General features: G+C 70.7%; 18 protein-coding genes. 9 read left to right on the forward strand and 9 right to left on the reverse strand.

Translation table 11 applies throughout. From position 1 onward, the window contains the following. Positions 1 to 127 precede the first annotated feature (127 nt). Positions 128 to 1567, forward strand: a complete 1440-nt coding sequence (eccD, locus tag AB0J80_RS00550; RefSeq protein ID WP_364698766.1) for a type VII secretion integral membrane protein EccD — start codon at positions 128 to 130, stop codon at positions 1565 to 1567. A gap of 46 nt (positions 1568 to 1613) precedes the next feature. Here the strand turns inward: eccD and AB0J80_RS00555 are convergent, their stop codons facing one another. Continuing rightward, positions 1614 to 2120: an inorganic diphosphatase gene (locus tag AB0J80_RS00555; RefSeq protein WP_364698768.1), complete on the reverse strand. Its 507-nt coding sequence runs from the start codon at positions 2118 to 2120 to the stop codon at positions 1614 to 1616. A gap of 483 nt (positions 2121 to 2603) precedes the next feature. On the opposite strand from AB0J80_RS00555, the gene dacB reads away from it, so the two are divergent. The 7 genes from dacB to AB0J80_RS00590 all read left to right on the forward strand — a co-directional run bounded on the left by dacB (position 2604) and on the right by AB0J80_RS00590 (position 10216). Next, positions 2604 to 3941 (forward strand): D-alanyl-D-alanine carboxypeptidase/D-alanyl-D-alanine-endopeptidase, encoded by a 1338-nt coding sequence (gene dacB, locus AB0J80_RS00560; RefSeq protein ID WP_364698770.1) that lies wholly within the window; start codon positions 2604 to 2606, stop codon positions 3939 to 3941. 49 nt (positions 3942 to 3990) lie between these two features. Next, complete coding sequence (locus AB0J80_RS00565; RefSeq protein WP_364698772.1) at positions 3991 to 5049, forward strand: zinc-dependent metalloprotease; 1059 nt, start codon at positions 3991 to 3993, stop codon at positions 5047 to 5049. A 9-nt stretch (positions 5050 to 5058) separates the two neighbouring features. Beyond that, positions 5059 to 6021, forward strand: a complete 963-nt coding sequence (tilS, locus tag AB0J80_RS00570; protein WP_364698774.1) for a tRNA lysidine(34) synthetase TilS — start codon at positions 5059 to 5061, stop codon at positions 6019 to 6021. 126 nt (positions 6022 to 6147) lie between these two features. Beyond that, positions 6148 to 6723 carry a hypoxanthine phosphoribosyltransferase gene (gene hpt, locus AB0J80_RS00575; RefSeq protein WP_364698776.1) on the forward strand — a complete coding sequence of 192 codons (576 nt, stop codon included), beginning with the start codon at positions 6148 to 6150 and terminating at the stop codon, positions 6721 to 6723. 382 nt (positions 6724 to 7105) lie between these two features. Then, positions 7106 to 9145: an ATP-dependent zinc metalloprotease FtsH gene (gene ftsH, locus AB0J80_RS00580; RefSeq protein ID WP_364698778.1), complete on the forward strand. Its 2040-nt coding sequence runs from the start codon at positions 7106 to 7108 to the stop codon at positions 9143 to 9145. A 5-nt stretch (positions 9146 to 9150) separates the two neighbouring features. Next, on the forward strand, positions 9151 to 9816 hold the full coding sequence (gene folE, locus AB0J80_RS00585) for a GTP cyclohydrolase I FolE (protein WP_364700113.1): 666 nt from the start codon (positions 9151 to 9153) through the stop codon (positions 9814 to 9816). A 4-nt stretch (positions 9817 to 9820) separates the two neighbouring features. Then, complete coding sequence (locus AB0J80_RS00590) at positions 9821 to 10216, forward strand: RidA family protein (protein ID WP_364698780.1); 396 nt, start codon at positions 9821 to 9823, stop codon at positions 10214 to 10216. A gap of 64 nt (positions 10217 to 10280) precedes the next feature. Here AB0J80_RS00590 and AB0J80_RS00595 read toward each other — a convergent pair whose 3' ends face one another. The 3 genes from AB0J80_RS00595 to AB0J80_RS00605 form a co-directional block, all read right to left on the reverse strand. Beyond that, on the reverse strand, positions 10281 to 10541 hold the full coding sequence (locus AB0J80_RS00595; protein ID WP_364698782.1) for a hypothetical protein: 261 nt from the start codon (positions 10539 to 10541) through the stop codon (positions 10281 to 10283). A gap of 79 nt (positions 10542 to 10620) precedes the next feature. Continuing rightward, the gene (locus AB0J80_RS00600) at positions 10621 to 11259 is read right to left on the reverse strand and encodes a hypothetical protein (RefSeq protein WP_364698784.1); all 639 of its coding nucleotides are present in this window, start codon (positions 11257 to 11259) and stop codon (positions 10621 to 10623) included. After that, the gene (locus tag AB0J80_RS00605) at positions 11256 to 13835 is read right to left on the reverse strand and encodes an FtsK/SpoIIIE domain-containing protein (protein ID WP_364698786.1); all 2580 of its coding nucleotides are present in this window, start codon (positions 13833 to 13835) and stop codon (positions 11256 to 11258) included. The genes AB0J80_RS00600 and AB0J80_RS00605 overlap by 4 nt, the downstream gene beginning before the upstream one ends. 164 nt (positions 13836 to 13999) lie before the next feature. Between AB0J80_RS00605 and AB0J80_RS00610 the strand changes: the two genes are divergently transcribed. Continuing rightward, positions 14000 to 14524: a hypothetical protein gene (locus tag AB0J80_RS00610; RefSeq protein WP_364698788.1), complete on the forward strand. Its 525-nt coding sequence runs from the start codon at positions 14000 to 14002 to the stop codon at positions 14522 to 14524. Position 14525: 1 nt separating this feature from the next. On the opposite strand, the gene AB0J80_RS00615 is transcribed toward AB0J80_RS00610, so the two are convergent. Genes AB0J80_RS00615 through AB0J80_RS00635 form a run of 5 tightly spaced genes read right to left on the reverse strand, consistent with a single transcriptional unit; the run spans position 14526 to position 22022 of the window. After that, on the reverse strand, positions 14526 to 15128 hold the full coding sequence (locus AB0J80_RS00615; RefSeq protein WP_364698790.1) for a hypothetical protein: 603 nt from the start codon (positions 15126 to 15128) through the stop codon (positions 14526 to 14528). Then, positions 15128 to 16303: a M23 family metallopeptidase gene (locus AB0J80_RS00620; protein WP_364698792.1), complete on the reverse strand. Its 1176-nt coding sequence runs from the start codon at positions 16301 to 16303 to the stop codon at positions 15128 to 15130. The genes AB0J80_RS00615 and AB0J80_RS00620 overlap by 1 nt, the downstream gene beginning before the upstream one ends. After that, on the reverse strand, positions 16267 to 16818 hold the full coding sequence (locus tag AB0J80_RS00625) for a hypothetical protein (RefSeq protein WP_364698794.1): 552 nt from the start codon (positions 16816 to 16818) through the stop codon (positions 16267 to 16269). Before AB0J80_RS00625 ends, AB0J80_RS00620 begins: the two co-directional genes overlap by 37 nt. A gap of 6 nt (positions 16819 to 16824) precedes the next feature. Beyond that, positions 16825 to 18807 carry an MFS transporter gene (locus AB0J80_RS00630; protein WP_364698795.1) on the reverse strand — a complete coding sequence of 661 codons (1983 nt, stop codon included), beginning with the start codon at positions 18805 to 18807 and terminating at the stop codon, positions 16825 to 16827. Between the two features lie 2 nt (positions 18808 to 18809). Further along, the gene (locus tag AB0J80_RS00635; RefSeq protein ID WP_364700114.1) at positions 18810 to 22022 is read right to left on the reverse strand and encodes an ATP-binding protein; all 3213 of its coding nucleotides are present in this window, start codon (positions 22020 to 22022) and stop codon (positions 18810 to 18812) included. Positions 22023 to 22980: the final 958 nt, after the last annotated feature.

A 22980-nucleotide genomic window follows, 5' to 3' on the forward strand; every position in this document is an offset into this window, starting at 1 on the left:
GCCCGAAAACGGACTGAAGCCGGCCGTACCTCGCCCGCAGCACCCGTCGCCGCTCACCGCGCCGGGCCCAGGATAGGTAAAGTCCCTCAAGTTCCGCAGCTCCGTCACCACCGATGGGAAATACGGCATGACAGTCGGCTTGGCCAGGGTCACCATCAGCGCGCCCTCGCGCCGCGTCGATGTGGCGCTGCCGGAGCACGTCCCGCTCGCCGAGCTGCTGCCCGAGGTGCTGCGCCACGCGGGCGAGGGGCTGGCCGACGACGGCGAGAAGCACGGCGGGTGGGTGCTGCGGCGTACGGACGGTGTCGCGCTGGCCACCGCGCAGGGCCTGTTCCCGCAGGGCGTCCGTGATGGTGAGGTACTTCACCTCGTGCCGGCGCGGGAGGAGTGGCCCGAGCTCGAGTACGACGACGTCGTGGAGGCGATCGCCGAGGGTGCCCGGCGCCGCGGGACGATCTGGTCCGCGGCCTCGACCCGGACCGCCACGCTCGCCGCGGCTGCCGTGCTGCTGTCGCTGGGCGTGCTCGCCGTGCTCATGGCCGGCCCCGAGTGGGGCGGCGCGGCGTTCGTCGGGCTCGGCGTCGGACTGCTGCTCTCGCTCGCGGGGATCACCGCTTCCCGGGCGTACGGGGATGCGCGCGCGGGTGCGGCCCTCGGCGGGCTGGCGCTGCCGTACGCGTTCGCGGGCGGCGCCGCGCTGGTCAGTCAGGGTGCGGCCGACCGCGCCGGGGTGTTCCCCCTGCTTCCGTGGCTGGGCGGGCCCGAGCTGCTCGCCGGTTCGGTGGCGTTGCTGCTGCTCGCGGCGCTCGGCGGGGTCGGCGTGGCGGCCTCGCAGCGGGTCTTCGCGGCCGGGGTGACGGCCGGTCTGCTCGGTGCCGTGGCGGCCCTGGCCGGGCTGCTCACCTCGGCTGCCGGTGCGGCCGCCGTGCTGATGTCGATCCTGGTCTGCGGCATCGGTGCCATGCCGCTGCTGGCGATCCGGCTGGGCAAGATGCCGACGCCCCCGGTCACGCTGCCGAGCGGCGCGGAGGCCGAACAGGGCTTCACCGGCGCTCGCCCCGGCGGTCTGGACGCGGCCCGGGAGCTGCCCGACCGCAAGCGCGTCTTCGCCGCGGTGAACCGTACGGAGGAGCTGCTCACCGGCATGCTGATCGGTCACGCCGTGCTGGCTGCCGGTGCGTTCGTCGTCCTGGCCTCGTCGGGCGGGACGGCGGCCCGGATCCTGATGGGGCTGGCGGTGGCGGCGCTGCTGCTGCGCTCGCGGCTCTTCGTGACGCTGCGCCAGCGGGTGCCGCTGGTCTCCGCCGGGCTGTTCGGTGCCTTCGCGCTGGGCGTGGACCTGGTGTGGGGCGCCGGCGACGCCATGCTGCTGGTGCTGAGCGTGGCGGGCCTGCTGCTCGCGATGGCCACGGTGGCCGCCGGAGCCACGTGGTCGCGGCGCGCGCCCTCGCCGTACCTGGGCCGGGCGGCCGACCTGCTGGACAGCCTCGCCGTCGTGGCGGTGATCCCGGTGGCCTGCTCGGTGGTCGGCCTCTACGGCCTGGTCAGCTCGATCAGCATCGGATAGCACGACGGCCGGGCGCGGGCCCGGCCGTCGTCGACGTGTCGCTGGGTCAGTGACCCTCGTCCTCGTGGTGCTCGGCGGCCTCGGCGCGCTTGAAGGAGGCGCGGATCTCGTCCTCCGCCTCGACCCGGCCGACCCAGGTCGCGCCCTCGACGGACTTGCCCGGCTCGAGGTCCTTGTAGACCGTGAAGAAGTGCTGGATCTCCATCCGGTCGAACTCGCCGAGGTGGTGGATGTCGCGCAGGTGCTCCTGCCGCGGGTCCTCGTAGGGCACGCAGAGGACCTTGTCGTCGCGGCCCTTCTCGTCGGTCATCCGGTACATGCCGATGGCCCGGGCGCGCACGAGGCAACCCGGGAACGTCGGCTCCTGGATGAGCACCAGCGCGTCGAGCGGGTCGCCGTCCTGACCGAGGGTGCCTTCGATGTACCCGTAGTCCGCCGGGTACTGCGTCGCGGTGAAGAGCGTCCGGTCGAGACGGATCCGGCCGGTCTTGTGGTCGACCTCGTACTTGTTCCGCTGGCCCTTCGGGATCTCAACCAGTACGTCGAAATCCATCGTTAGCTCCCTTGTTCGCCCCGCCACGGTCCCGGCTGGCGCCCGGCGACGGAGCGGGGCGGTGTTCAGCCCCACAGGATCCGTGCGCACCGGTGTGCCGGATGTTTGTAGTCTCCCCTAAGTCTGCGGCTATGTACGGGGGAGGGGCGCGTGGGGAGGCAAGATTCACAGAACACTCCTGAGTACGACGGCGTGTCGGAGCGACGGAACAACGGTTCTCCGGTAGGGCGGGCCGCTGTGCCCCCCATTGCGCCGGTTTCCCCCAGACCCCGTGGTCACACCTATGGTCGAGCCACGGTTCCCCTTAATGTCGGTCAATCGCCTCAAACGTCGCAGAATCCTGGACCGATCGATGGACCCCCTGGTCAGCCCGGTGCGGGCGGCCCCGTGCCGGACCACCCCGGGACGCCGCCGAGATGGGCGTCAGAACGCGCCCGGCGTACCGTATTGGGCTCTTTGGTGGGTCTTGTCATTCTTCTCGTCATGGCTGGCGCGGTCCTGCAGGCGAAGCCCGGCCCGGTCGACGGCTGGCTCGCCGCCGAGCCGACGGCGACGCCCAGCGCGTCCCGGACGCCCGACCCGGCCCCCACGCCGGTGCTGGTCGCCGCCGGGCCCGGCGGCACCGCACCCACCGCGGATGGCGTCAAGGCGGCCATCGGACCGCTGGTGGACGCGCCCGCGCTCGGCTCACGGGTGAACGTCTCGGTGGTGGACGCGGCGACCGGCGACCCGCTGTTCGAGCAGAACGCCGGAACCGGGACCACCCCCGCCTCCACGACCAAGCTGCTGACCGCGGCGACCGTGCTGGCCGCGCGCGGACCGGCCTACCGGCTGAGCACCCGGGCCGTCGCGGGCACCCAGCCCGGCGAGGTCGTGCTGGTCGGCGGCGGCGACCCGACGCTCGCGGTCGACGCCGACGACCAGTTCCCCGGCGCCGCCCGCCTCGACAAGCTGGCGGCCCAGGTCAAGAAGGCGCTCGGCGCTCAGAAGCCGACCCGGGTCCTCGTCGACACGTCGCTGTTCACCGGCAGCGAGACCGGGCCGGGCTGGGACGGCGACGTCATCGGCGACGGTCAGGCGTCCAGGATCCAGGCGCTGATGACCAACGCCGGGCGGATCGAGCCGGTGCACAACGAGGTCGGCGGCGACCCGCGCTTCACCGATCCGGCGCTGGCGGCCGGCCGGGCGTTCGCAAAACAGCTGGGCCTGCCGTCCGGGGCGGTCCGCAAGGGCAAGGCACCCGAGCCCGGCTCTGCGCTGGGCGAGGTGCAGTCACCGCCGCTGGTCCACGTGGTCGACTGGATGCTGCAGCAGAGCGACAACGTCCTCGCCGAGGCGCTGGCCCGCCAGGTCGCTCTCGCCGCGAACCAACCGGCGTCCTTCGACGGTGCGGCGAAGGCGATGACCGCCGAGCTCGGCGAGCTCGGGCTGCCTGCCGACGAGGCGACCCTCTCCGACGCCAGCGGCCTGTCCCGGCGCAACAAGATCAGCCCCCGGTTGCTCACCGATCTGCTGACGCTCGCGGCGAGCGGTAAGCACCCCGAGCTGAGCAGCATGTTCGGCGGCCTGCCGGTCGCCGGCTGGTCCGGGACCCTGCGCACCCGCTTCGCCACGCCGCAGCCCAACCAGATCGGCCAGGGGCTGGTCCGTGCGAAGACCGGTTCGCTCACCGGCGTCAACGCGATCTCCGGCGAGCTGGTGACCAAGGACGGCCGGCTGCTGGTCTTCGCGATCCTGGCGGACGCCACCGGCGAGTCCGGCGCGGCCCGGCAGGCCCTCGACAGGATCGCCGCCAAGCTCGTGGCCTGCGGCTGCCAGTAGGGGATTTCTCAGGGTCGTCGCCTGGTACACCGCGGGTACGGTGGTCAGCATGGCGCAGTTCGTTGACTGGGATCTGGCCGCCGCCACCGCGGGCGCGCTGTCGAAATCCGGCCCCGCGGTGTCCTACGAGGAAGCCATGCAGGTGGTCAACCAGCTGCGCGAGCTCACCGACGAGGCGCGCAGCCACGTGGCCGCGTACACGGGGCTGACCCCGCAGGTCGAGGGGCCGCCGGTGCGGGTCGTCGACCGCAAGGACTGGGCCTCGGTGAACATCGCCGGGCTCAAGGAGGTCATCATCCCGCTGGTCAGCCGCCTCTCCGGCGACCGGCAGCCGGGTGCGCTCACCGACGCGATCGGTTCCCGGGTCACCGGTGTGCAGGCCGGCACGGTCCTCGCGTACCTCTCCGGCCGCGTGCTCGGGCAGTACGAGGTGTTCTCCGCCGAGCCCGGCCAGCTGCTGCTGAACGCGCCGAACATCGTCGAGGTGGAGCGCAAGCTCGGCGCCGACCCGCGTGACTTCCGGCTCTGGGTCTGCCTGCACGAGGTCACCCACCTCACCCAGTTCCAGGCCGTGCCGTGGATGCGTGGCTACTTCCTCGGCGAGGTCCAGGCCTTCGTCGACGCCTCGCAGAGCGGCGAACACATCCTCGAGCGTCTGCGCCGCGGGGTCGCCACGCTGTCGGACGCGCTGCGCGACCCGGACAGCCGCTCGTCGGTGCTGGACATCGTGCAGACCCCCGCGCAGAAGGCGGTCCTCGACCGGCTGACGGCGCTGATGACCCTGCTGGAAGGGCACGCCGAGTTCGTGATGGACGGCGTCGGCCCGGACGTCATCCCGTCCGTCGAGTCGATCCGCGCCAAGTTCAACCAGCGCCGCGAGGGCGGCAACCCGCTGGAGAAGGCTATCCGGCGCCTGCTCGGCATCGAGGTCAAGATGCGCCAGTACGCCGAGGGCCGCAAGTTCGTGCACGGCGTCGTCGAGCGGGTCGGCATGGCCGGCTTCAACAAGATCTTCAGCTCGCCGCTGACCCTGCCCCGGCTCGAGGAGCTGGGCGACCCGGACGCGTGGGTGGCCCGGGTGCACGGCCCGGTCGGGCTCGCCTCGTAACGTGGTCCTGTGGCTCGCATCCCGCCGCCGGTGGCGACCGTCCGAGCGGCGGTCCGCGGGGCGCTGACGTCCGGGCCGGTCCTGGTCGCCTGCTCCGGCGGCGCCGACTCCCTCGCCCTCGCCGCCGCCACCGCCTTCGTGGCCCCCCGTCTCGGGGTGGCCGCCGGCCTGGTCACCGTCGACCACCAGCTGCAGGACGGGTCGGCCGGGAGGGCTGCCGAGGTGGCCGAGTGGGGCCGCGCGGTGGGGTTCGCCCCGGTCGAGGTGGCGACCGTGAGCGTCGCCGGCCGGCCCGGAGGGCCCGAGGCGGCCGCCCGGGAGGCTCGCTACGAGGCGATTTCCTCGCTGGCCGAGCGAATCGGGTGCGGCACCGTCCTGCTCGGGCACACCCGCGACGACCAGGCCGAGACCGTGCTGCTGGCGCTCGCGCGCGGTGCTGGACCGCGGGGACTCGCCGGGATGCCGCGGCGCAAGGGCATCTTCGTGCGGCCGCTGCTCGACGTCTCCCGCGCCGACACCCGCAAGGCCTGCGCCGCGCTCGGGCTCGTCGCGTGGGAGGACCCGCACAACAGCGATCCCGCGTACGCCCGGGCCCGGGTGCGCGCCGACGCGCTGCCGGCGGTGGTCGCGGCGCTCGGACCGGCCGTCGTCGCCAACCTCGCGCGAACTGCCTCCCTGGTCGCGGCGGACGTCGACCATCTGGACTCCGTCGCCGCCGAGACGCTGGCCGGGGTCCGTTCCGCCGCGGGCCTGTCTGTTCCGCAGCTGGCGGCTCTTCCGGCGGCGATCCGGAGCCGGGTGCTGCACGCCTGGGCCGCGGAGCTGGGCGCGCCGGGCTCGGCGCTCTCCCACCGGCACGTCGACGCCCTCGATGCCCTGGTCACCCGCTGGCACGGCCAGGGGCCGACGGCGTTGCCGTCCGGAATCCTGGTGGCTCGTCGTGCGGGTGACTTGCTGCGCGTCGACCTGTGACTGTTGTCACTCAGCGTGGCGCGACTCCGGATCCGGCGGCCGGAATCGCCCATAACCTGCGCTTGAGCCGCCCGGACCCACCGCCCCCGGCCGCGCCGGACCCACCGCATACGGCAGGCTAGGCGCATGGCAGACGGCTCCTGGTACGACGCCGACATCGACCGCGTGATCATCTCCGAGGAGCAGATCCGCGAGAAGACCGAAGAGCTCGCGAAGCAGGTCGCCGCCGACTACGCGGACGCCGAGGGCGGCGTGCTGCTGGTCTGCGTGCTCAAGGGCGCGGTCATGTTCATGGCGGACTTCGCACGCGCGCTGGGGCGGCAGGGCCCGTCCTCCGAGATGGAGTTCATGGCCGTCTCGTCGTACGGCTCCGGCACCACGTCCTCCGGGGTGGTCCGCATCCTCAAGGACCTGGACCGGGACATCGCCGGCCGGCACGTGATCATCGTCGAGGACATCGTCGACTCCGGGCTCACCCTCTCGTGGCTGATGAAGTACCTGCAGTCCCGCTCCCCCGAGAGCGTCGAGGTGGTCGCCCTGTTCCGCAAGCCGGACGCGATCAAGGTGCCGGTGCCGACCAAGTACGTCGGCTTCGACATCCCGAGCGAGTTCGTGGTGGGCTACGGCCTGGACTTCGCCGAGCGCTACCGCGAGGTGCCGTACGTCGGGGTGCTGAAGCCCGAGGTGTACGCCCGTAGCTGAACGGTCTCCCAGGCGACTCTCAGGAATCGGGTGACCGCTCCTATCCGGAGGGGTATTGTCCGTCTTTGCGGCGATTTATCGCCGCCGGGAGCGTGAACTTCGGGTGACGGCGGCCCGTCCCCAGGCCGGGCTCACGGAGTCGTACGCGGCACCCACGGTGTACGGTCGAGTGACCGATGGCGCAGTGTCACGAGCGCCGGAGGGGTCGGGTCGGTAGCGGACGGGCCATTTCGGGTTTGCCCCGCGGTCAGGAGGCTATTCATACCCGGCAGTGTCTGCGTGGCTCGAGCGCCTCCCGGCGCTCGGCGACGCAGGCCCGTCCACCCAGGTGACCAGGACGCCGATCAGGAGGGTCCGGGCGCATCAGGCGCCCGACAACAGTATGGAACGTACGCGTTTCTTCCGCCGCCCGGTGGTCTGGATCATTCTGGTGATCATCGGTGCTATCGCGCTGAGCTCATTCTTCACCAGTGGTCCGAGCTACCAGCGAGTCGACACCTCGCTCGTCCTCGAGCGACTCAACCAGCCCGGGATCAAGAAGGTCGTCCAGGAGGACAAGGAGCAGACGCTCCAGCTCGAACTGGCCGCCCCGGAGCGGTTCGACGGCAAGACCACGGACAAGATCGAGACCCAGTATCCGTACGAGTTGTCGGACGAGGTCTGGAATCAGGTCCAGCAGGCGAAGAGTCAGGGCCGGGTCACCGGCACCTTCAACGCCACGGTCTCCGGCGACAGCATCCTGCTGAGCCTGCTGGTCAACCTGCTGCCGATCGCGATCCTCGTCATCCTGCTGCTGCTGTTCATGTCGCAGATGCAGGGCGGCGGCTCCCGGGTCCTCAACTTCGGCAAGTCCAAGGCCAAGATGCTGACCAAGGACATGCCCAAGACGACGTTTGCCGACGTGGCGGGCGCCGACGAGGCCGTCGAGGAGCTCCAGGAGATCAAGGACTTCCTGCAGAACCCGGCGAAGTACCAGGCCCTCGGCGCCAAGATCCCCAAGGGCGTCCTGCTCTTCGGCCAGCCCGGCACGGGTAAGACCCTGCTGGCCCGCGCCGTCGCGGGTGAGGCCGGCGTGCCGTTCTACTCGATCTCGGGTTCCGACTTCGTCGAGATGTTCGTGGGTGTCGGCGCGAGCCGCGTCCGCGACCTCTTCGAGCAGGCCAAGGCCAACGCGCCGGCCATCGTCTTCGTCGACGAGATCGACGCCGTCGGCCGCCACCGCGGCGCCGGCATGGGCGGCGGTCACGACGAGCGCGAGCAGACGCTCAACCAGCTGCTCGTCGAGATGGACGGCTTCGACACCAAGGGCGGGGTCATCCTGATCGCCGCCACCAACCGGCCGGACATCCTCGACCCCGCGCTGCTGCGCCCGGGCCGCTTCGACCGGCAGATCCCGGTCGACAACCCCGACATGGAGGGCCGCAAGGCGATCCTGCGGGTGCACGCCAAGGGCAAGCCGTTCACGCCCGACGTCGACCTCGACTCGGTCGCCCGGCGCACGCCCGGCTTCTCGGGCGCCGACCTGGCCAACGTCATCAACGAGGCGGCGCTGCTCACCGCCCGTAACGACAAGCGCGCCATCTCGAACGAGTTCCTCGAGGAGTCGATCGACCGGGTCATCGCCGGCCCCGAGCGGCGTACCCGCGCGATGAGCGACAGCGAGAAGAAGATCACCGCGTACCACGAGGGTGGGCACGCGCTGGTCGCGTACGCGCTGCCGCACTCGGCGCCGGTGCACAAGGTGACGATCCTGCCGCGTGGTCGCTCTCTGGGCCACACGCTGGTGCTGCCGACCGAGGACAAGTACACCCAGACCCGCGCCGAGATGATCGACACCCTGGCGTACGCGCTGGGTGGCCGCGCCGCCGAAGAGCTCGTCTTCCACGAGCCCACCACCGGCGCCGGCAACGACATCGAGAAGGCGTCCGGCCTGGCCCGCGCCATGGTCACCCAGTACGGCATGAGCTCCAAGCTGGGTGCGGTCAAGTACGGCTCCAACAACGACGAGCCGTTCCTGGGCCGGTCCATGGGCCACGAGCGGGACTACTCCGACGCCGTCGCCGCGGAGATCGACGCCGAGGTGCGCGCGCTCATCGAGCTGGCGCACGACGAGGCGTGGGAGATCCTGGTGGAGTACCGCGACGTCCTCGACGCCATGGTGCTGGAGCTGATGGAGAAGGAGACCATCACCCAGCAGGACATGGACCGCATCTGCGCCCGGGTGCAGAAGCGGGCGCCGATGTCGCCGTTCAACGGCTTCGGCAAGCGGCTGCCGTCCGAGGCCCCGCCGGTCCTGACGCCCGCCGAGCGCGACAAGCTCAAGGCGCAGGCCGAGGCCGACGGTCAGGTGGCCGTGGGCGGTGGCAACTCCACCCCGTCGGATCTCAACCCGAACGGGAGCACCTCGGAGGGTCCGCACTGAGCGCTATCGACACCAGCTCGACGGAGCCGGACGACTCCGACGAGCTCGACTACCTCGCCGCGCGCCTGGTCGACGGCAAGCTGACCGGTGCGCCGGTCGAGCAGGCCGTCGACCTGGCCCGCATCGAGAAAGCGGTCCGGGAGATCCTCGTCGCCCTCGGCGAGGACCCGGACCGTGACGGTCTCGAGCGCACCCCGGCGCGGGTGGCCCGGGCGTACGCGGAGCTGTTCGCCGGCCTCCGCGTCGACCCCGCCAAGGTGCTCACCACCACGTTCGAGGCCAACCACGAGGAGCTCGTCCTCGTGCGCGACATCGAGGTGATGAGCCTCTGCGAGCACCACCTCCTGCCGTTCAAGGGCGTCGCCCACATCGGCTACATCCCCGGCGCCGACGGCCGCATCACCGGCCTGTCCAAGCTCGCCCGCCTCGTCGAGGTGTACGCCCGCCGTCCCCAGGTCCAGGAACGCCTCACCTCCCAGATCGCCGACCTGCTGATGGACCGCCTCGACCCGCGCGGCGTCATCGTGGTGCTGGAGTGCGAGCACCTCTGCATGGAGATGCGCGGCATCCGCAAGGTCGGCGCCCGCACGGTCACGTCGGCGGTCCGCGGCGCCTTCCAGAGCGACGGCAAGGTCCGCGCCGAGGCCATGGCGTTGATAAATGCCCGTTGAGAGGTTGAACCCTCCGACAGTCCACGAACCGGCCGGCTACAGCCACGTCACCATCTCCGCCGCCGGCCGCCTCGCCCACCTCGCCGGCCAGTGCCCGCTCGACCTCGACGGCACCGTGGTCGGCCCGCCGGGCGACTACGCCGCCCAGACGGACCAGGTCATCAGCAACTGCCTCGCCGTCCTCGAGGCCGCGGGCGCCAGGCCGTCGGACGTGGTCCGCTCGATCGTGTACGTGGTGAGCCCCGACAGCGCCGTGCTCGCCCAGGTATGGCGGCGGCTGAACGCCTCCGAGCTGGCCCCGGCGTTCACGACGGCGAGCACGCTGCTGGGCGTGGCGGCGCTGGGCTACCCAGGGCAGCTCGTCGAAGTCGACCTCACCGCGGCCCTCCCGGACGCCTGACCTCGCGGTCCACCAGGAACCACGGTGGGTGCGGCGCGCTCTCGTCCGCCACTGGAGCTTCCCGTCAGACGATCATGCGGTAGGTGTCCGCGCTGTCCATCGCCGCGCGAGCCAGGGTGGCCGCCTCGTCCAGGCGGGTGCGGGCCTGCTCGAGCTGGGCGATGGCGGTCGCGATCGACGGGTGCAACGAGCCGATCGCTGTGATCCGCAAGCGCGCCAGCGCGTCGTCCAGCTGGTCGCCGACCTGCTGGATGCCGGTCACCGCGCGCTGCGTGCCGTCCACCGACGCCGCCACGTTCGCCTTGATCTCCTCGACGCTGGCCATGCCGGCCCCCTCTGTCGGACCATGCCGACCTCTGCTATCGGACGAACGCCGGCAGCCCGACGCTCGTGCCGGTCCTCTGCTATCGGATGAACGCCAGCAGGCCGACGCCCATGCACGTCAGCAGCACCGGGGTCAGGCAGGTGACCGCCCCCACGATCGGCGTCCGGTCCACCTTCTCCGGGCCGCCGCCGTAGACGAAGCCGATCGTCAGCCAGCCCAGCCCGTACGCCAGCAGCGGCAGGCTCAGGCCGCACAACAGCGCGTACGTCGGCAGGGAACCGGAGGGCGCGACCAGGTAGAGCACTATCTGGACGATCAGCACGGCCGCCGCGAACGGGCCGTACACCAGCAGGTTGCGCGCCCACGGCCGCAGCGGTGCGCCCGGGCCGGGACCCAGCATGCCGGCGTCGGCTGCATCGGCGGTCGCCCTCGCCTGTCGCAACGCCGCGAGTATCGCCGCCGGGCCGCCCGCGACCGCCTGCGCGGCCAGCGCCTGCTCGGCCGGCTGCGGGATCAGCTGCGCCTCCGGCACCCCGAGGTCCGACACCAGCCGGGAGCGCTGCGGCGCCAGCCTCGCCCGTACCGAAGCAAGCTCCTGCTGGGCCGCCTGCAGCGTCGCCGCCTGCTCACCCGCCGCCGCACTCGCGGCGCGGCGCACGGCGTCCAGCCGCTGCGCGGCGGCCAGGTAGTCGTCCCACGGCCCCCGTTCGTCGCTCATCGCTCGGCCTCGGGGCGGGCGAAGGGCACGATCGTCACGGTACGGTCGGAGTGCCGGTCGTGCAGCAGCGCGCGGTTCTCCCGTGGCTGCCAGTCGAGGTTCTTCCCCAGCATCAGACACACCTCCTGCTGCGGGATGTTGAGGAAGACGAGGCCCGCCACGTCCTCGCGGCCCGTGCTGCCGCCGGTCTCCTCCCCGAACCGGCGCAGGCCCCGCCACCACGACAACAGGTGCACCCCGTGGCTCGGCCCTTCCCGCAGCACCCGGCGCAGCGTGGGCAGGGTGCCGGGGCTGGCCGCGTCCATGCCGAACACGATGCGGTACCCGGGCCGCTCCAAATCCAGCTCCGCCGCCAGCCCGGCCGCGTCGACCACGGCCACCTCCTGCCGGTGGCCGATCTCCGCGGCGAGCTCCTTGGCCGGCTCGTCACCCTCGGCGACCAACGAGCAGATCACGAACCGGGCTGTCCGCGGGCCGTGGAACGCGGCGATGCTGCGAGCCGCCGCCTCCAGCACCTCGGCACCGGCCGGCTGGGACCCGAAGATCGCCAGGTGCCGGCCGGGCGAGGCGTCCAGCGGGAACGCCGCCGTGGACAGGTTCACGTCGATGACCCGCCCGACGAGCGCCGAGGGGCGCCCGGCACGCCCGGCCAGCGCCGCGCGGTAGGTCGGGTCGTCGGCGAGGTGCTGACGGGCGTACCCGGCGAAGATCCGCGGCGGCAGCGCCTCCTGGTCGCGCGCTCCCCACAGCTTGTGCCGCAGGTCGCTGAGCACGTCCCGGTCGGCGTGCGGGTCCGGGAACCGCACGATGCGCTCGTGCCCGCGGGTCGCACCCCGCGGACCGCCCAGCCCGCCGGCCGTGTTGACGACGGCGGTGCCCAGCGGCAGCCCGGCCGCCGAGTCGTTGGTGGGCTCCAGCACGTCCCCGCCACCCGGCAGCGCGATCCGGACCGGGAACTGGCCGAAGATCGAGTCACGCTTCGCGTACAGGGCCTCGACGCCCAGGACGGTCTGGCTCGCCAGGACCAGATGGATCCCGTACGAGCGACCCTTGCGCGCCAGCGACTCCAGCAGCTGCACGGCCTCGGTGGCAGTCGGATCGTTGCCGGCGAGCAGCACCTGGAACTCGTCGATGACGCACAACACCCGAGGCATCGGCTTGCCGCGCCCCTCCTCGGCCGCCACCGCGCGCAGGTCGGCGAACCGGGTCACACCGGCCCGCTTGTACGCCACCGACCGCCGCGTCATCTCGGCGTCGAGCTCCCGCAGCACCGCCAGCCCGTACTCCCGGTCGGACTCGACACCGACGGCCCGCGCGTGCGGCAACCAGGTGCGGTCCCGCGCGGTCGGCACGAACTCGGCGAACGAGACCCCCTCCTTGAAGTCGAGCAGGTAGAGGCTCAGCTCGTCGGGGCTGTACCGGGCGCCCAGCCCGTACAGGACATTGATGAGAAAAGCCGTCTTCCCGGCGCCGGACCGCCCTCCGACCATCCAGTGTGGAGTAAGGTCGTTGAACTGCAGCACGACCGGCGTATCCCCGTCATGCCCCACGGTCGTGCCCAGCCCGTCCGCCGCGTCACCCACCTGCTGAGCCGACGGCTCCGGCAACAGATCGGCAAGCGTCAACTGCGAGGCAGCCGCCGAATGCGCAGCCAGCTCCCGGCAGACAGCGTCCACCAGATGCGGCGGCGGATCCTCGTCCAGGAAAACCGGAGCGTTCAACCACACCGCCTCGGGCGTCGACCCGAACGTGCCCCCGGGCGGATTCCCCACCACCGCGTACGGATTCCGCAACGACACCTGGGTGGTCCGCGGCAACGGCGGCTGAGTGGTCTCCGCGGTCAACGGCGGCGGCGGCCACCCGGCCACGATCAGATGCAACCCCGACTCGGGCCCCTGCTGCGCCAACGCGGCGATACGCACCAGATCCCCGCCCTCGGTCAGCTCGGGCAGGCTGGCGATGACCACCAGCATCATCCGATCCCGCCGACTCCGCCGACTCGCCTGCGCGCGCACCGGCCGAAGCCACTTCTCCGCCTCGGACAGCACATCCCGCAACCCGGCCCGATCGGTGGCGGGAGGCGAGAGAAGCCCCGCATCGGCCAGAGGAGCGAAGGGGGCGAAAACGGTGCCTCCGCCCGTACCGTCAACCGCCCGGACCAACAACGACCCCGCCGGCGCGGCAGCCAGAAGGCGAAGCAGAAGGCAGCGCAACAACCCGGCCACCCGCGGATCGCGAGCATCGGCATCAACGGTCAAATGCCCGCTGCCGAGCAGCGGAACAACAGCGGGAAACCGAGCATCATCGAGCGGCTGCGCCACCCCCAACCGAACAAACAGCGGAGGGTACGCACCCCCGAGCGGAGTGTTGGCAGCCAGCGCATCCAACGGCGACCCCAGCCACCCCGGAGCCAACTCCCCGGCAGCAGCCCGCAACTCCTCAGCCAGCCGATGCTGCTCCAACGAATCCGCAGCAGGAGGAACCTGCCCCTCCAACGCAGCAGCGGCCGCTGCAACGGTGGCCTCCGCCTGGCGGTGCAGGGCAGCGGCCTGAGCGGTCCGCCCCGTCGAATCCACCGCCTCACCTCCGTGTGTGCGCTCAAACCGTACCCTGCGAACGCCCAGCCATCCGCGCTGCGCAGCCGATGGCCAATCTTCCCAGGTCCGCCACCCCCGACCCTCCGCGGTGCGGAAGCCCGATGGTGGCGAAGTCCACACCGGAACCCACTAACGTGGTAAGCGTGCAGCCGACAACCCCACCCACCCCGCCGGCGGTCCCACCCCCGGCCCCGGCGGCCACCCCGGCAAAGCCCCGGAACCGCCGGATCCGGCTGATCCTGGCAATGGCAGCGGGCATCATGGCCCTCCTCTGCCTGGGCGGAGTCGGCGTCTTCATCTCCCTGTACGACGAAGCCACAGAAATCAAAAGAACAGCCCCGGACGCGGTGGTCGACAGCTTCCTGCGCGCCTACCTGGTCAATCGGAACGACCAGGAAGCGTCCCTCTTCACGTGCAAGGAAGGGCTCGATCTGTCGCGGCTCGACGCCTTCCGGACCGACATCCAAAGCCGTGAGGAACGGTTCTCCATCGGAATTCGGGTCGATTGGACCAGTTTGACGGTGGCGACCGAGAACGGGCAGACATCGGTGAGTACCGACATCCGTCGGACAATCTCCGACGGCAGCGAGAGGACAACCGACGGCTGGCGGTTCCCCATGGTGGATCAAGACGGCTGGCGCGTTTGTGGTGCGGTTCCTGTCGGCTGACTCATTCCACCCAGAGCAGATGCACTGGAACCGCGAGGGTCTTCGGGGCCTTGCCGCTCCAGGCCCAGCGATACCAATCCAGCTCCGCGGCGACGCGAGCGCAGATGTCGCCATCCTCGCTGGTGTGGAGCTCGGTGACTGCGCGTAGGTCCCGGCGCTCGCCCGCGTCTTCAAGTACGTGTATGACACGACGACCGGTAAGTGTGTCCGCATCCAGCGCCGAGACCGGATTACGGCGCGGTGGGTCGTCCAGGGACACCAAGCGGGACATCACGTCTGCAGATTTGGCCGCAATTCCTGCGACACCCAACTCTTCAACCCACACCCGCTCGACGGGGACCAGCGGAGCGAAGACCTCCGTCTGCTCGGCCTCGGCGCGGTACCACTCAGCCTCCGGCATGACCGGCACGTACGTGCGACTGCCCTGAACCACCTTCTCGTCCGCCCGCAAGTCCCCACGCCAGCCGTGGCCGGGCAAGCCGATCAAGACCCGCCTGCCGCGCAGGGAGCCTGCCATCATGGCGGGTGTCGGGACGATCGGCCGCGGTGGCTCGGGCGCCCAGCCGGAACTGCCCGCGAACGGGTCGGGCATGCCTCCGCCCATCACTGCGATCCACCGAGCGGTGAACCACGCTGCGCCATGAATTGCACCGGGTCGACGGCGCTGGCGCTCGAGCGGTCGTTGTTGAGATGCACCTCGAAGTGCAGGTGGGGACCGGACGAGTTTCCGCTCGTACCGCTGAGAGCAACGACCTGGCCGGCGGCTACCCGCTGGCCTACCTTGAGATCGGGTCGTTGCACCAGGTGACAGTAGCGGGTCATGATGTTTCCGGCGTGCCGGATCTCCAGCATCCAGCCACACCCGCCTTTGCCGGGGTAGCCAGGCCGGTCGCAGTCCTTCTTCCCGCTGAACGTCTCGTCGCACTTGATGCGGGAGATGACGCCGCTGGCGACCGAGCGCACCGGTGTTCTCAGATCGACGATGAGGTCGACCCCCTGATGGTGCGGACGGCTTGCCGTGCGGAAACCGGAGCCGACGTTCCACTGTTGTCCCCGGGGCGCCTTGACGGCCAACGGGTTCGTCCATCCGGAAGCCGCGATGTCGGCTGCCGACGCGCATACCATCGAGACGGAGTTGCCGACAGCGTTGGCCGCACCGTCGGCCAGGAGATTCACGATCTGGGTGGCGATGGGCTCGTGCTTGGCATAGGCGTCCGGGTAGGCGCTGATCTGCACACTCTGGGCGGCACGGGTCAGCGACATCGACTCCCAGCCGTCGATCGTCTTGAGCTTCTCGTAGAACTTCGTCGCGGCGTATTTCGGGTCGGTCACCTCGGCCGGGGTGCCCCAGCCACTGCTCGGCCGCTGCTGGAAGAGGCCGAGCGAGTCGTGGTCGTTACGGGCTCCCAGGTTTCCGAGGTTGGTGAGCCGGGACTCCTGCATCGCCGTGGCCACCGCGATCACCCAGGCGCGGGGAGGCATCTTCAGCTCGGCGCCGACGTTGATAATGATCGCCGCGTTCCTGAGCTGTGCCGGTCCGTAGGGCCGCACTCGAGGTAGTTTGCTGTCCGGGTCGATAGGACCGCCCGTGCCGCAACCCGAACTGAACAGGCTCAGGTCGTCGCCTTTGTCGTTGAAGCTGCTGAACAGGATCGCGGTCACGCTGCCGCCGCAGCACAGCAGGGCCAGGGTCGCCACGAGGGCGACCAGGAGGGCGACCCGTCTGGGCCGCCGCAGCGCCGTCACGCCGCCTCCCAGTCGACGCCGTCGACCAGCCATTTGCCGTCCGGGGACACCATCTGCAAGGTCAGCTTGCCGGAGTTCACCGTCACCACCGCGTTGACCAGCCCGTCGCCGATCGGCACGATCGTGGGCCGCCCGACGACCCGATCGGCGGGCACGTCGGCAGGATTGACGCCGTTGAGCTGCTCGGACAGGTTCTTCGTCGAGTTGGGCAGGATACCGTCGTGCCAGGTTTTGGCGGACACGTTCTTGTGGTCGACCCAGGCCGAGGCGAACGCGTACGCGACGGCCTCCGGCGAGGCGGTTCCGGCCTTGACGGTGGGCGACGGCGGCGGATCGTCATCGACGATGACGCCGTCGTCGTCGTGACTGGGATCGACGCTGACCGTCGGACCGGTGGGCACGGGTTCAAGCAGTTGTCCGCCGCCCGAGCCGTCGGAGAACAGCCTGCCGATGCCGACGACCGCCAACACCAGCACGGCGATCACCAGGGCTATGCCCCACCGCGACCGGAAAAGCCCGGTGAGGCCGCGTTCGAGGAGCCTCGGCATGATCGATCACCGGGCCTCGGTGCGTATCCGCGGCGATGCCGGCTCGCGGGTGGTGCTTCCCGTCTCGGGCCGGTAGATGGCGTAGGAGGAGGGCGACTCTGCTACGTCGGGCTCAGTCCACGTCGACGTCCGTCGCTGCCGCGCTGCCGACACGGCTGAGCCGGTAGGAACAGGAACCGACCGCCGCTCGGTCGCCGGAGCGTCGCGAGTCGACTCCGTGCCGTCGGGACGCGAAGGCGGTGTAGCCCCGCCACCCGACTGTGCAGGAGTCGACGTCAGCTCGGCACGAGCCGTGGCAGCATGCGCCGGGTCCTCCAGCCGTGCCTCGGGGCGCAAGTTGCCCTGCTCGACAAAGACGGTCCGCCCCTTGCCGATCTGCGGCTCATTGGTGCCGCCAGCGTCGGCGACGTCCAGCTTCGCTGCCTCCCGCATATCTCGGAAGAACCGACGGTGCCACGATCCGGCCGACGTGATGGCCGCGGTGCTGTCCTTGCCGCCGAGCTGAGTGATGCGCCGGTAAGGTCGCAGCAGCAGCCAGCCGACCACGCCGCACAGCCACACGAGCACGACTTGCAACCATCCGGGCAGGCTGGCGGTATTCATGATCAGATCAACCGCGAAGAGGTAGATCGCGGCTCCCGTTCCGAAGATCGCGATGTTGAAGAGCGCTGCAACGACGGCATTCCCGAGACGTCTGATTCCGGAGCTAGCAGGCCGTAGAAGGCCGACGGTGCCCAAAATCGGTGCGGCGATGACCGCCCATCTGAAGATCAAGAACCCGAGCAGCACCAGGAGAGAAGCCGTCAGATCGAACATGGCGAACATGACGGCCGCCAGCACGGCAATGAATCCGGCTCCGATCCGGTCCATGCCGTTTACGCCCTGGAGGTATTCGTACGCCTCAGGGTCTTCTTGCCGGATCTGTTCCGCGACCTTCTTCCACTGGTCGCTCTTACCCTTGATCGTCGGTTGACGAGTGTCCGGGTTGTCCCGCATCTTCTGCGCTTCATCCCAGGTGAAGGAGCGAGCGTCGTACAGGGCAGCGCCGTACCGCTGAGCGGTGACGCTGTCGGCCGACCCGAGCAGACCCCGCAACCAGTTCCGATACAGCATGGTCTCGGTCGCGGTGTCGCTGGCCCGGACGGCGGGCGGCCGGACGTCTTTACACGCATCGGCCTTGCCAAGCTTGCACCCGGCGGTCGTGTCGCCGTCCTGAGCGCGCGGACCGACCGCGTCGTGCACAACGCCGAGCGTGGTGATGAGGCTTTGATCGGCTATGTTCGCCGACTTGACCGGCCACGCCGCGATCGCCGTGACCGCCACCATGATGAGGATGGCCCACCCCGCAGTCGTCGTCGCGGCACCCATATCGGCCTGCCGTGACCGCCAGATCAGGTACAGACCCACGATGGCGAGGGTGATGACGCCGAAGACGCTGAAGACCTTCTCATAGACCGCCTTTGTGGCCTGCTCGACGAGCGGGTCGGCCCAGCCCCAAAGCGATTGCGGGTCCCACGCGCGCTCGCGCAGCGCATTGGAGGCTCCGATGATCGCCGTTGCGATCATGAATTCGCCGTTCGCGACCGTCGTCTCGAACTTGGAGTCCGGCGCGGTGAGTGTGGAAGCGCAGCCGCCTTCCAGGTCGTACGTCGTGTAACCGTATCCGGCATAGCCGTACTGGCTGTAGATCCCCTGCGGACCGTTGTCCGCCTTCGAGGACTCCGGGCGTTCGGCGAACCAGCCGGCCAGCCCCGAGTCGGGGGTGCTCGGAGTCGGTGGGTTGAGACAGTTGACCCGGTCGCCGGTCACCTCGGCGAGGCGGGAGACGCAGGCCTTGAAATCCTGCTTCCACTCGTCCGTGCTGCAGGCACCGCCCGGCGCCCGCAATGGTCCCGCCGTTGCCGGCGCTGGCGCCACCACCGCCCACGCGATGCTTGCCACGATCGCTACCGCCATTGTCATGACCAGTGCGCAGGCCCGGCGGAGCATGGTCAGACCTCCAGGTCGGACAAGGACGGGATGGCGGTCGGTGTTGCTTTCGCCGCGGCCGGCGTCGTGTCCAGGTGGTCGAGGAGGCCTTCGACGTACGAGACGTCGACCCTGACCTTCTGAACTCGGCCGTCCACGTCGCGCATCACGAATTCTCGGAAGCCGAGGCGGGTGGAGGAGGAGGCGTCCGCTTGGGAGAGCGATGCCAGGGTTGCCTCGTAGCCGTCGTGGACCGGGACTCTGAGCAGGCGCAATGCTTCGGAGGCGATTTCCTGGTCCTCGGCGATGCGGCCCACGAAGACCGTCGACACCAGGTTCTGGACGTCGAGGCCGAGGATGTCGCGGGGGTTCTGGGAGGCGACCAGCGCCGCGAGGTTCCATTTGCGGGAGTCTCGGGCGAGGCGGACCAGGAAGGAGCGGCCGGAGCGCCAGCCTTCCATGAAGTGGGCTTCGTCGAGGCCGACCATTTTCCTCGAGGACATGGAGCCGCCGTAGCAGCGGCGGACCGCCAGGCGGTGGGCCGTGTGGAGCATCGGGAGGGCGAGGGATTCCTCGGCCGACCAGTACTCGCGTTCGATCTTCAGGTCGGGCAGGCGCAGGCCCGCCATGGTGATGACCGTGAGGGCAGAGTCGGCGCCGAGCAGGTGCTGGGGCGGGCGGCCGAAGAAGAGCAGCGCAAGGGGCATCTCGGCCGTGTCGAGCAGGAGGTTGGCCAGCTCCTTGCCCTCGTCGTCGTCCAGGCCCTGCAGGGTCGCCACGACGTCGTCGAGGGTGGAGGTCTCCTCGGCCGGCACCTGGCGTACCGCGTGGCGCAGCAGCGTGGCCGTCGAGGCTTCCTTGGCCACCTGGGGCGGGACGAGCATGGAGCAGATGTCCTGCACCAGCATGCGGCGTTCGGCTCGGGCGTTGGAGACGGCGATCTCGTACTCGCGGTCGCCCGTCGGGCCGGTCGCGAACTCGGTGCGGACCGGGGTCGGGATGAGCGCATAGGGCGCCAGCGTCCCCTGCTCGGAGCCGGTCAAGTTCAAGACTCTGCTGTACGGCCGCAGCTCCGGCATCTGGCACAGCCGAGCGAGCGGGCCGGACGGGTCCAGCAGCGTGACCTGCACACCACGGCGGGCGTTCAGGTAGCCGAGCGCACCCATGAGGGTCGACTTGCCACCACCGGGCTCCGCCACGAACACCCCGAGGCCCGAGCGTTCACGGACCTCCATGGGGAAGTGCAGGTCGAGGAAGACCGGCCGGCGGCACGTTCCCGCCGTACGCCCGATGAGATCTCCCCGGCGGTCCCCGACCGTCGACGCGGCCTGCGGCAGGGCAGCTGCCAGGAGTTTGACCGGCATGCGGCGCACATAGCCGGTGTTGGCGATCGGCTCGCCGGGGATGAACTCGCGGGCGAGTTGGTCCTGGTTCTTCGGGTGCTGCAGCGAGATGCGCAGTTCGCGGGAGTAGAGCTGGATGAGCCGGCGGGCCCGCTCGAGGCATTCCTCACGGGTACGGCCGCCGACCGCGATCCGGTGCCAGCCGTGGGCGCGGGCCGACTCGACCGGCAGCCCCGTGGTCATCTCGTCGCCGATGACCAGGGCGCGCTTGGCGAGGCGTTCGAGCTCGGGCGGGGCGTCGATGCCGTGCTCGGCATAGTCCAGCTGCTGCGAGCGGATCATCCGGAGCCGGTGCTCGAGGTTCTTGAAGGAGCTGTTGGGACCGAGGATGTCGATGCGCGAGGACAGCTCCATCGGCCACGGCAGCCGCTCGTGGAAGTGCATCCACGGCTCGTGCTTCTCCGGGATCTCCAGCGGCTCCATGCGGCCGACCGACAGCACCGCGACGTGGCGTTCCTCGCCGGTCATGCGGTTGACCAGCTTGACGGTGGAACCGTACGGCGTGCGGTACCGCTCCACCTGCTCGGTCAGCGCCAGCAGGTCACCGCGTTCCCAATGCCCGTTGGAGACAGGCGAGAGCGGGCCGGGCGGGGCCATGCAGAGCGCGACCGAGCGGAACAGCAGCCACTCGAGCTCCTGCGGAGTGACCCGCCGCCCCCGCATGCCGAACGCGTTGAGCACCTCGTCGAACTGCTCGACGGTACGCCCCAGCTTGCGCCGCTCACTGTCGGAGGTGCCTCGCCCGAAGATCCGCAGAATGCGCTCGGAGAACGTGTCACCGAGCGAGCGCCGTGCGAACGTCACCCCCAGGTAGGTCTGCCCCTCGGCATGGTTGACGGAGAGCAGATGCCGCTGGGCGGCGACGAGATGGTCCGACCAGGACGTTCCGCCGCTCACGTCGGGCAGCGGCTTGGCGGTCAGGGAGTCGACGGTACGGGCCCACTCGTCCGCGGGGAACGGCCGGTTGGTGCGCCGTAGGTGCAGGCGGAAGCCCGCGAGGCCGGCGTACTGCTCGGAGATCGCCGACAGAAGCGCCTCCCGCTCGGCGTCGGGCCGGAACGCCCAGCGCACCTCGGGCAGGTAGTACCAGGCCGTCACGGTGCTCTGCGTGAAGGTCAGGTGCCCGGCGATCTCAGTGATCTCCAGCTCGATGGCCGGGTCCCGGTCGCTGAACTTCAGCTTGTGCGGCCGCAGCGCCGCCGGCTTGACGTCCTTCTTCTCGCGAACGGCGGGCAGGTTGGCCGGCTCGTCCTTCTTCCGCCGGCCCTTCTTCCTGACGGGCGCCTTCTCCGGCATCGGCGCCAGCTCGGCATGGTGGTCAGGCTCCGCATCCGATGAGTACGGCGGAAGCGCCCCGGCCGGGTACACGCCGGGAGCGGTGGCCGCCACCGCACCACCGGACGGAAGCGCAGCGCCGGCCTGCCCGAGGCCGGACTGGAGCGGTGCACCGACCTGATCCAGACCGGGCGGAAGTGAGCCGCCGGCCTGCCCGAGGCCGGGCTGGACCGGAGCGCCGGCCTGATCCAGACCGAGCGGGAGCGGAGCGCCGGCCTGAGCAGCCACACCGGGCGGGAGCGAGCCGCCGGCCTGAGCCACACCGGGCGCGAGTGGAGCGCCGGCTTGAGCCACACCGGGCGGGAGCGGAGCGCCGGCTTGAGCCACACCGGGCGGGAGCGGAGCAACGCCGGGCGCGGGAGCGGGGAACGGGTCGCCCTGGGCGAGACCGGATGTCCCGGAAGGGCCACCGGACGCACCGGAAAGCGGACCACCGGCTTGCGGCAACCCGGGCGCGGACGTGGAAGGGTGACCGCCGGCCGGCGTGACCTCGTGCACGCCAGGAGCAGGCGAAGCCCCGGCCTGCTGCCACAGCGGCGCCGTGGTCCCGGCCGCACCGCGACCCGGCCGCACGTCCTCGGGCCAGTCGTCGAGACCGAGGTCATCGTCGGAGAAGTCCGCCTCGGGTCCCGCGGGCGCCCGCATGAAGGGCGACACCGGCGCATCGGCCGGGCGCGCGCCGGGCCGATCAGCGGGATGAACCGGTGGGATGACAGCGGTGGGCGGCACCGCGGGCGGCGGTGTGACGAGCGACCGGGCTGGGGTGGGCTTCTCGTCGCCGAGCACGGAGGGCGATGCCGGGCTGTGAGCCGGCGGTTCGGCCGATGCCTGCCCGTCACGCGTCGGCGTCTCCCCGGCCGGCGACGAAGCGATCTCCGCCTCGATGACAGGAGATCCCTCGACGATGGGAGACGCCTCGATGGACGCCTCAATGACCGGAGTCGCCTCGACAGCGGAGGGCGACTCCTGGAGGGAAGGCGAACCGTCCGCGAGCGGAACGGCTGGCGAGGAAGTGGCCGCGGGCACCACAGTGGCCGACGAAGCGGCCGGAAGCGAGCCGGTCGGAGAAGCCTGATCAGAAGCCGGAAGCGGCTGCGTCGAAGATTCCGCGACCGCGTCCTTCGACGACTCCACAAGCGGCGACTCAGACGAAGCCGCAGGACGGCGGTCGTCTGCGGACGAATCCGGAAGGGAAGTCGGCGGCGGCGTAACCGGCAGCCGGTCGACCAACAGCGCGGAAGTCTCAAAGGCCGGCGACGCGGAGGCCGGCGGCGTGCCAGGTCCGAAGGCGGGCGGCGCGGCAGGCCCGGGGGCCGGCGGCGCGGCAGCTCCGGAGGTCGGTCGCGCGGCAGGGGACGTCGGCGTGGCGGCTCGGCGCGCGTCCTCGCCGTCGAAGTCGAACCCGAAGTCGAAGTCCGCGTCCGGGTCGTCCGGTGGCGACTCGACCGGGGGTGCC

Origin of the sequence: Actinoplanes sp. NPDC049548, from assembly GCF_040676695.1 — a bacterium.
In the GTDB taxonomy this organism is placed as follows: Bacteria; Actinomycetota; Actinomycetes; order Mycobacteriales; family Micromonosporaceae; genus Actinoplanes.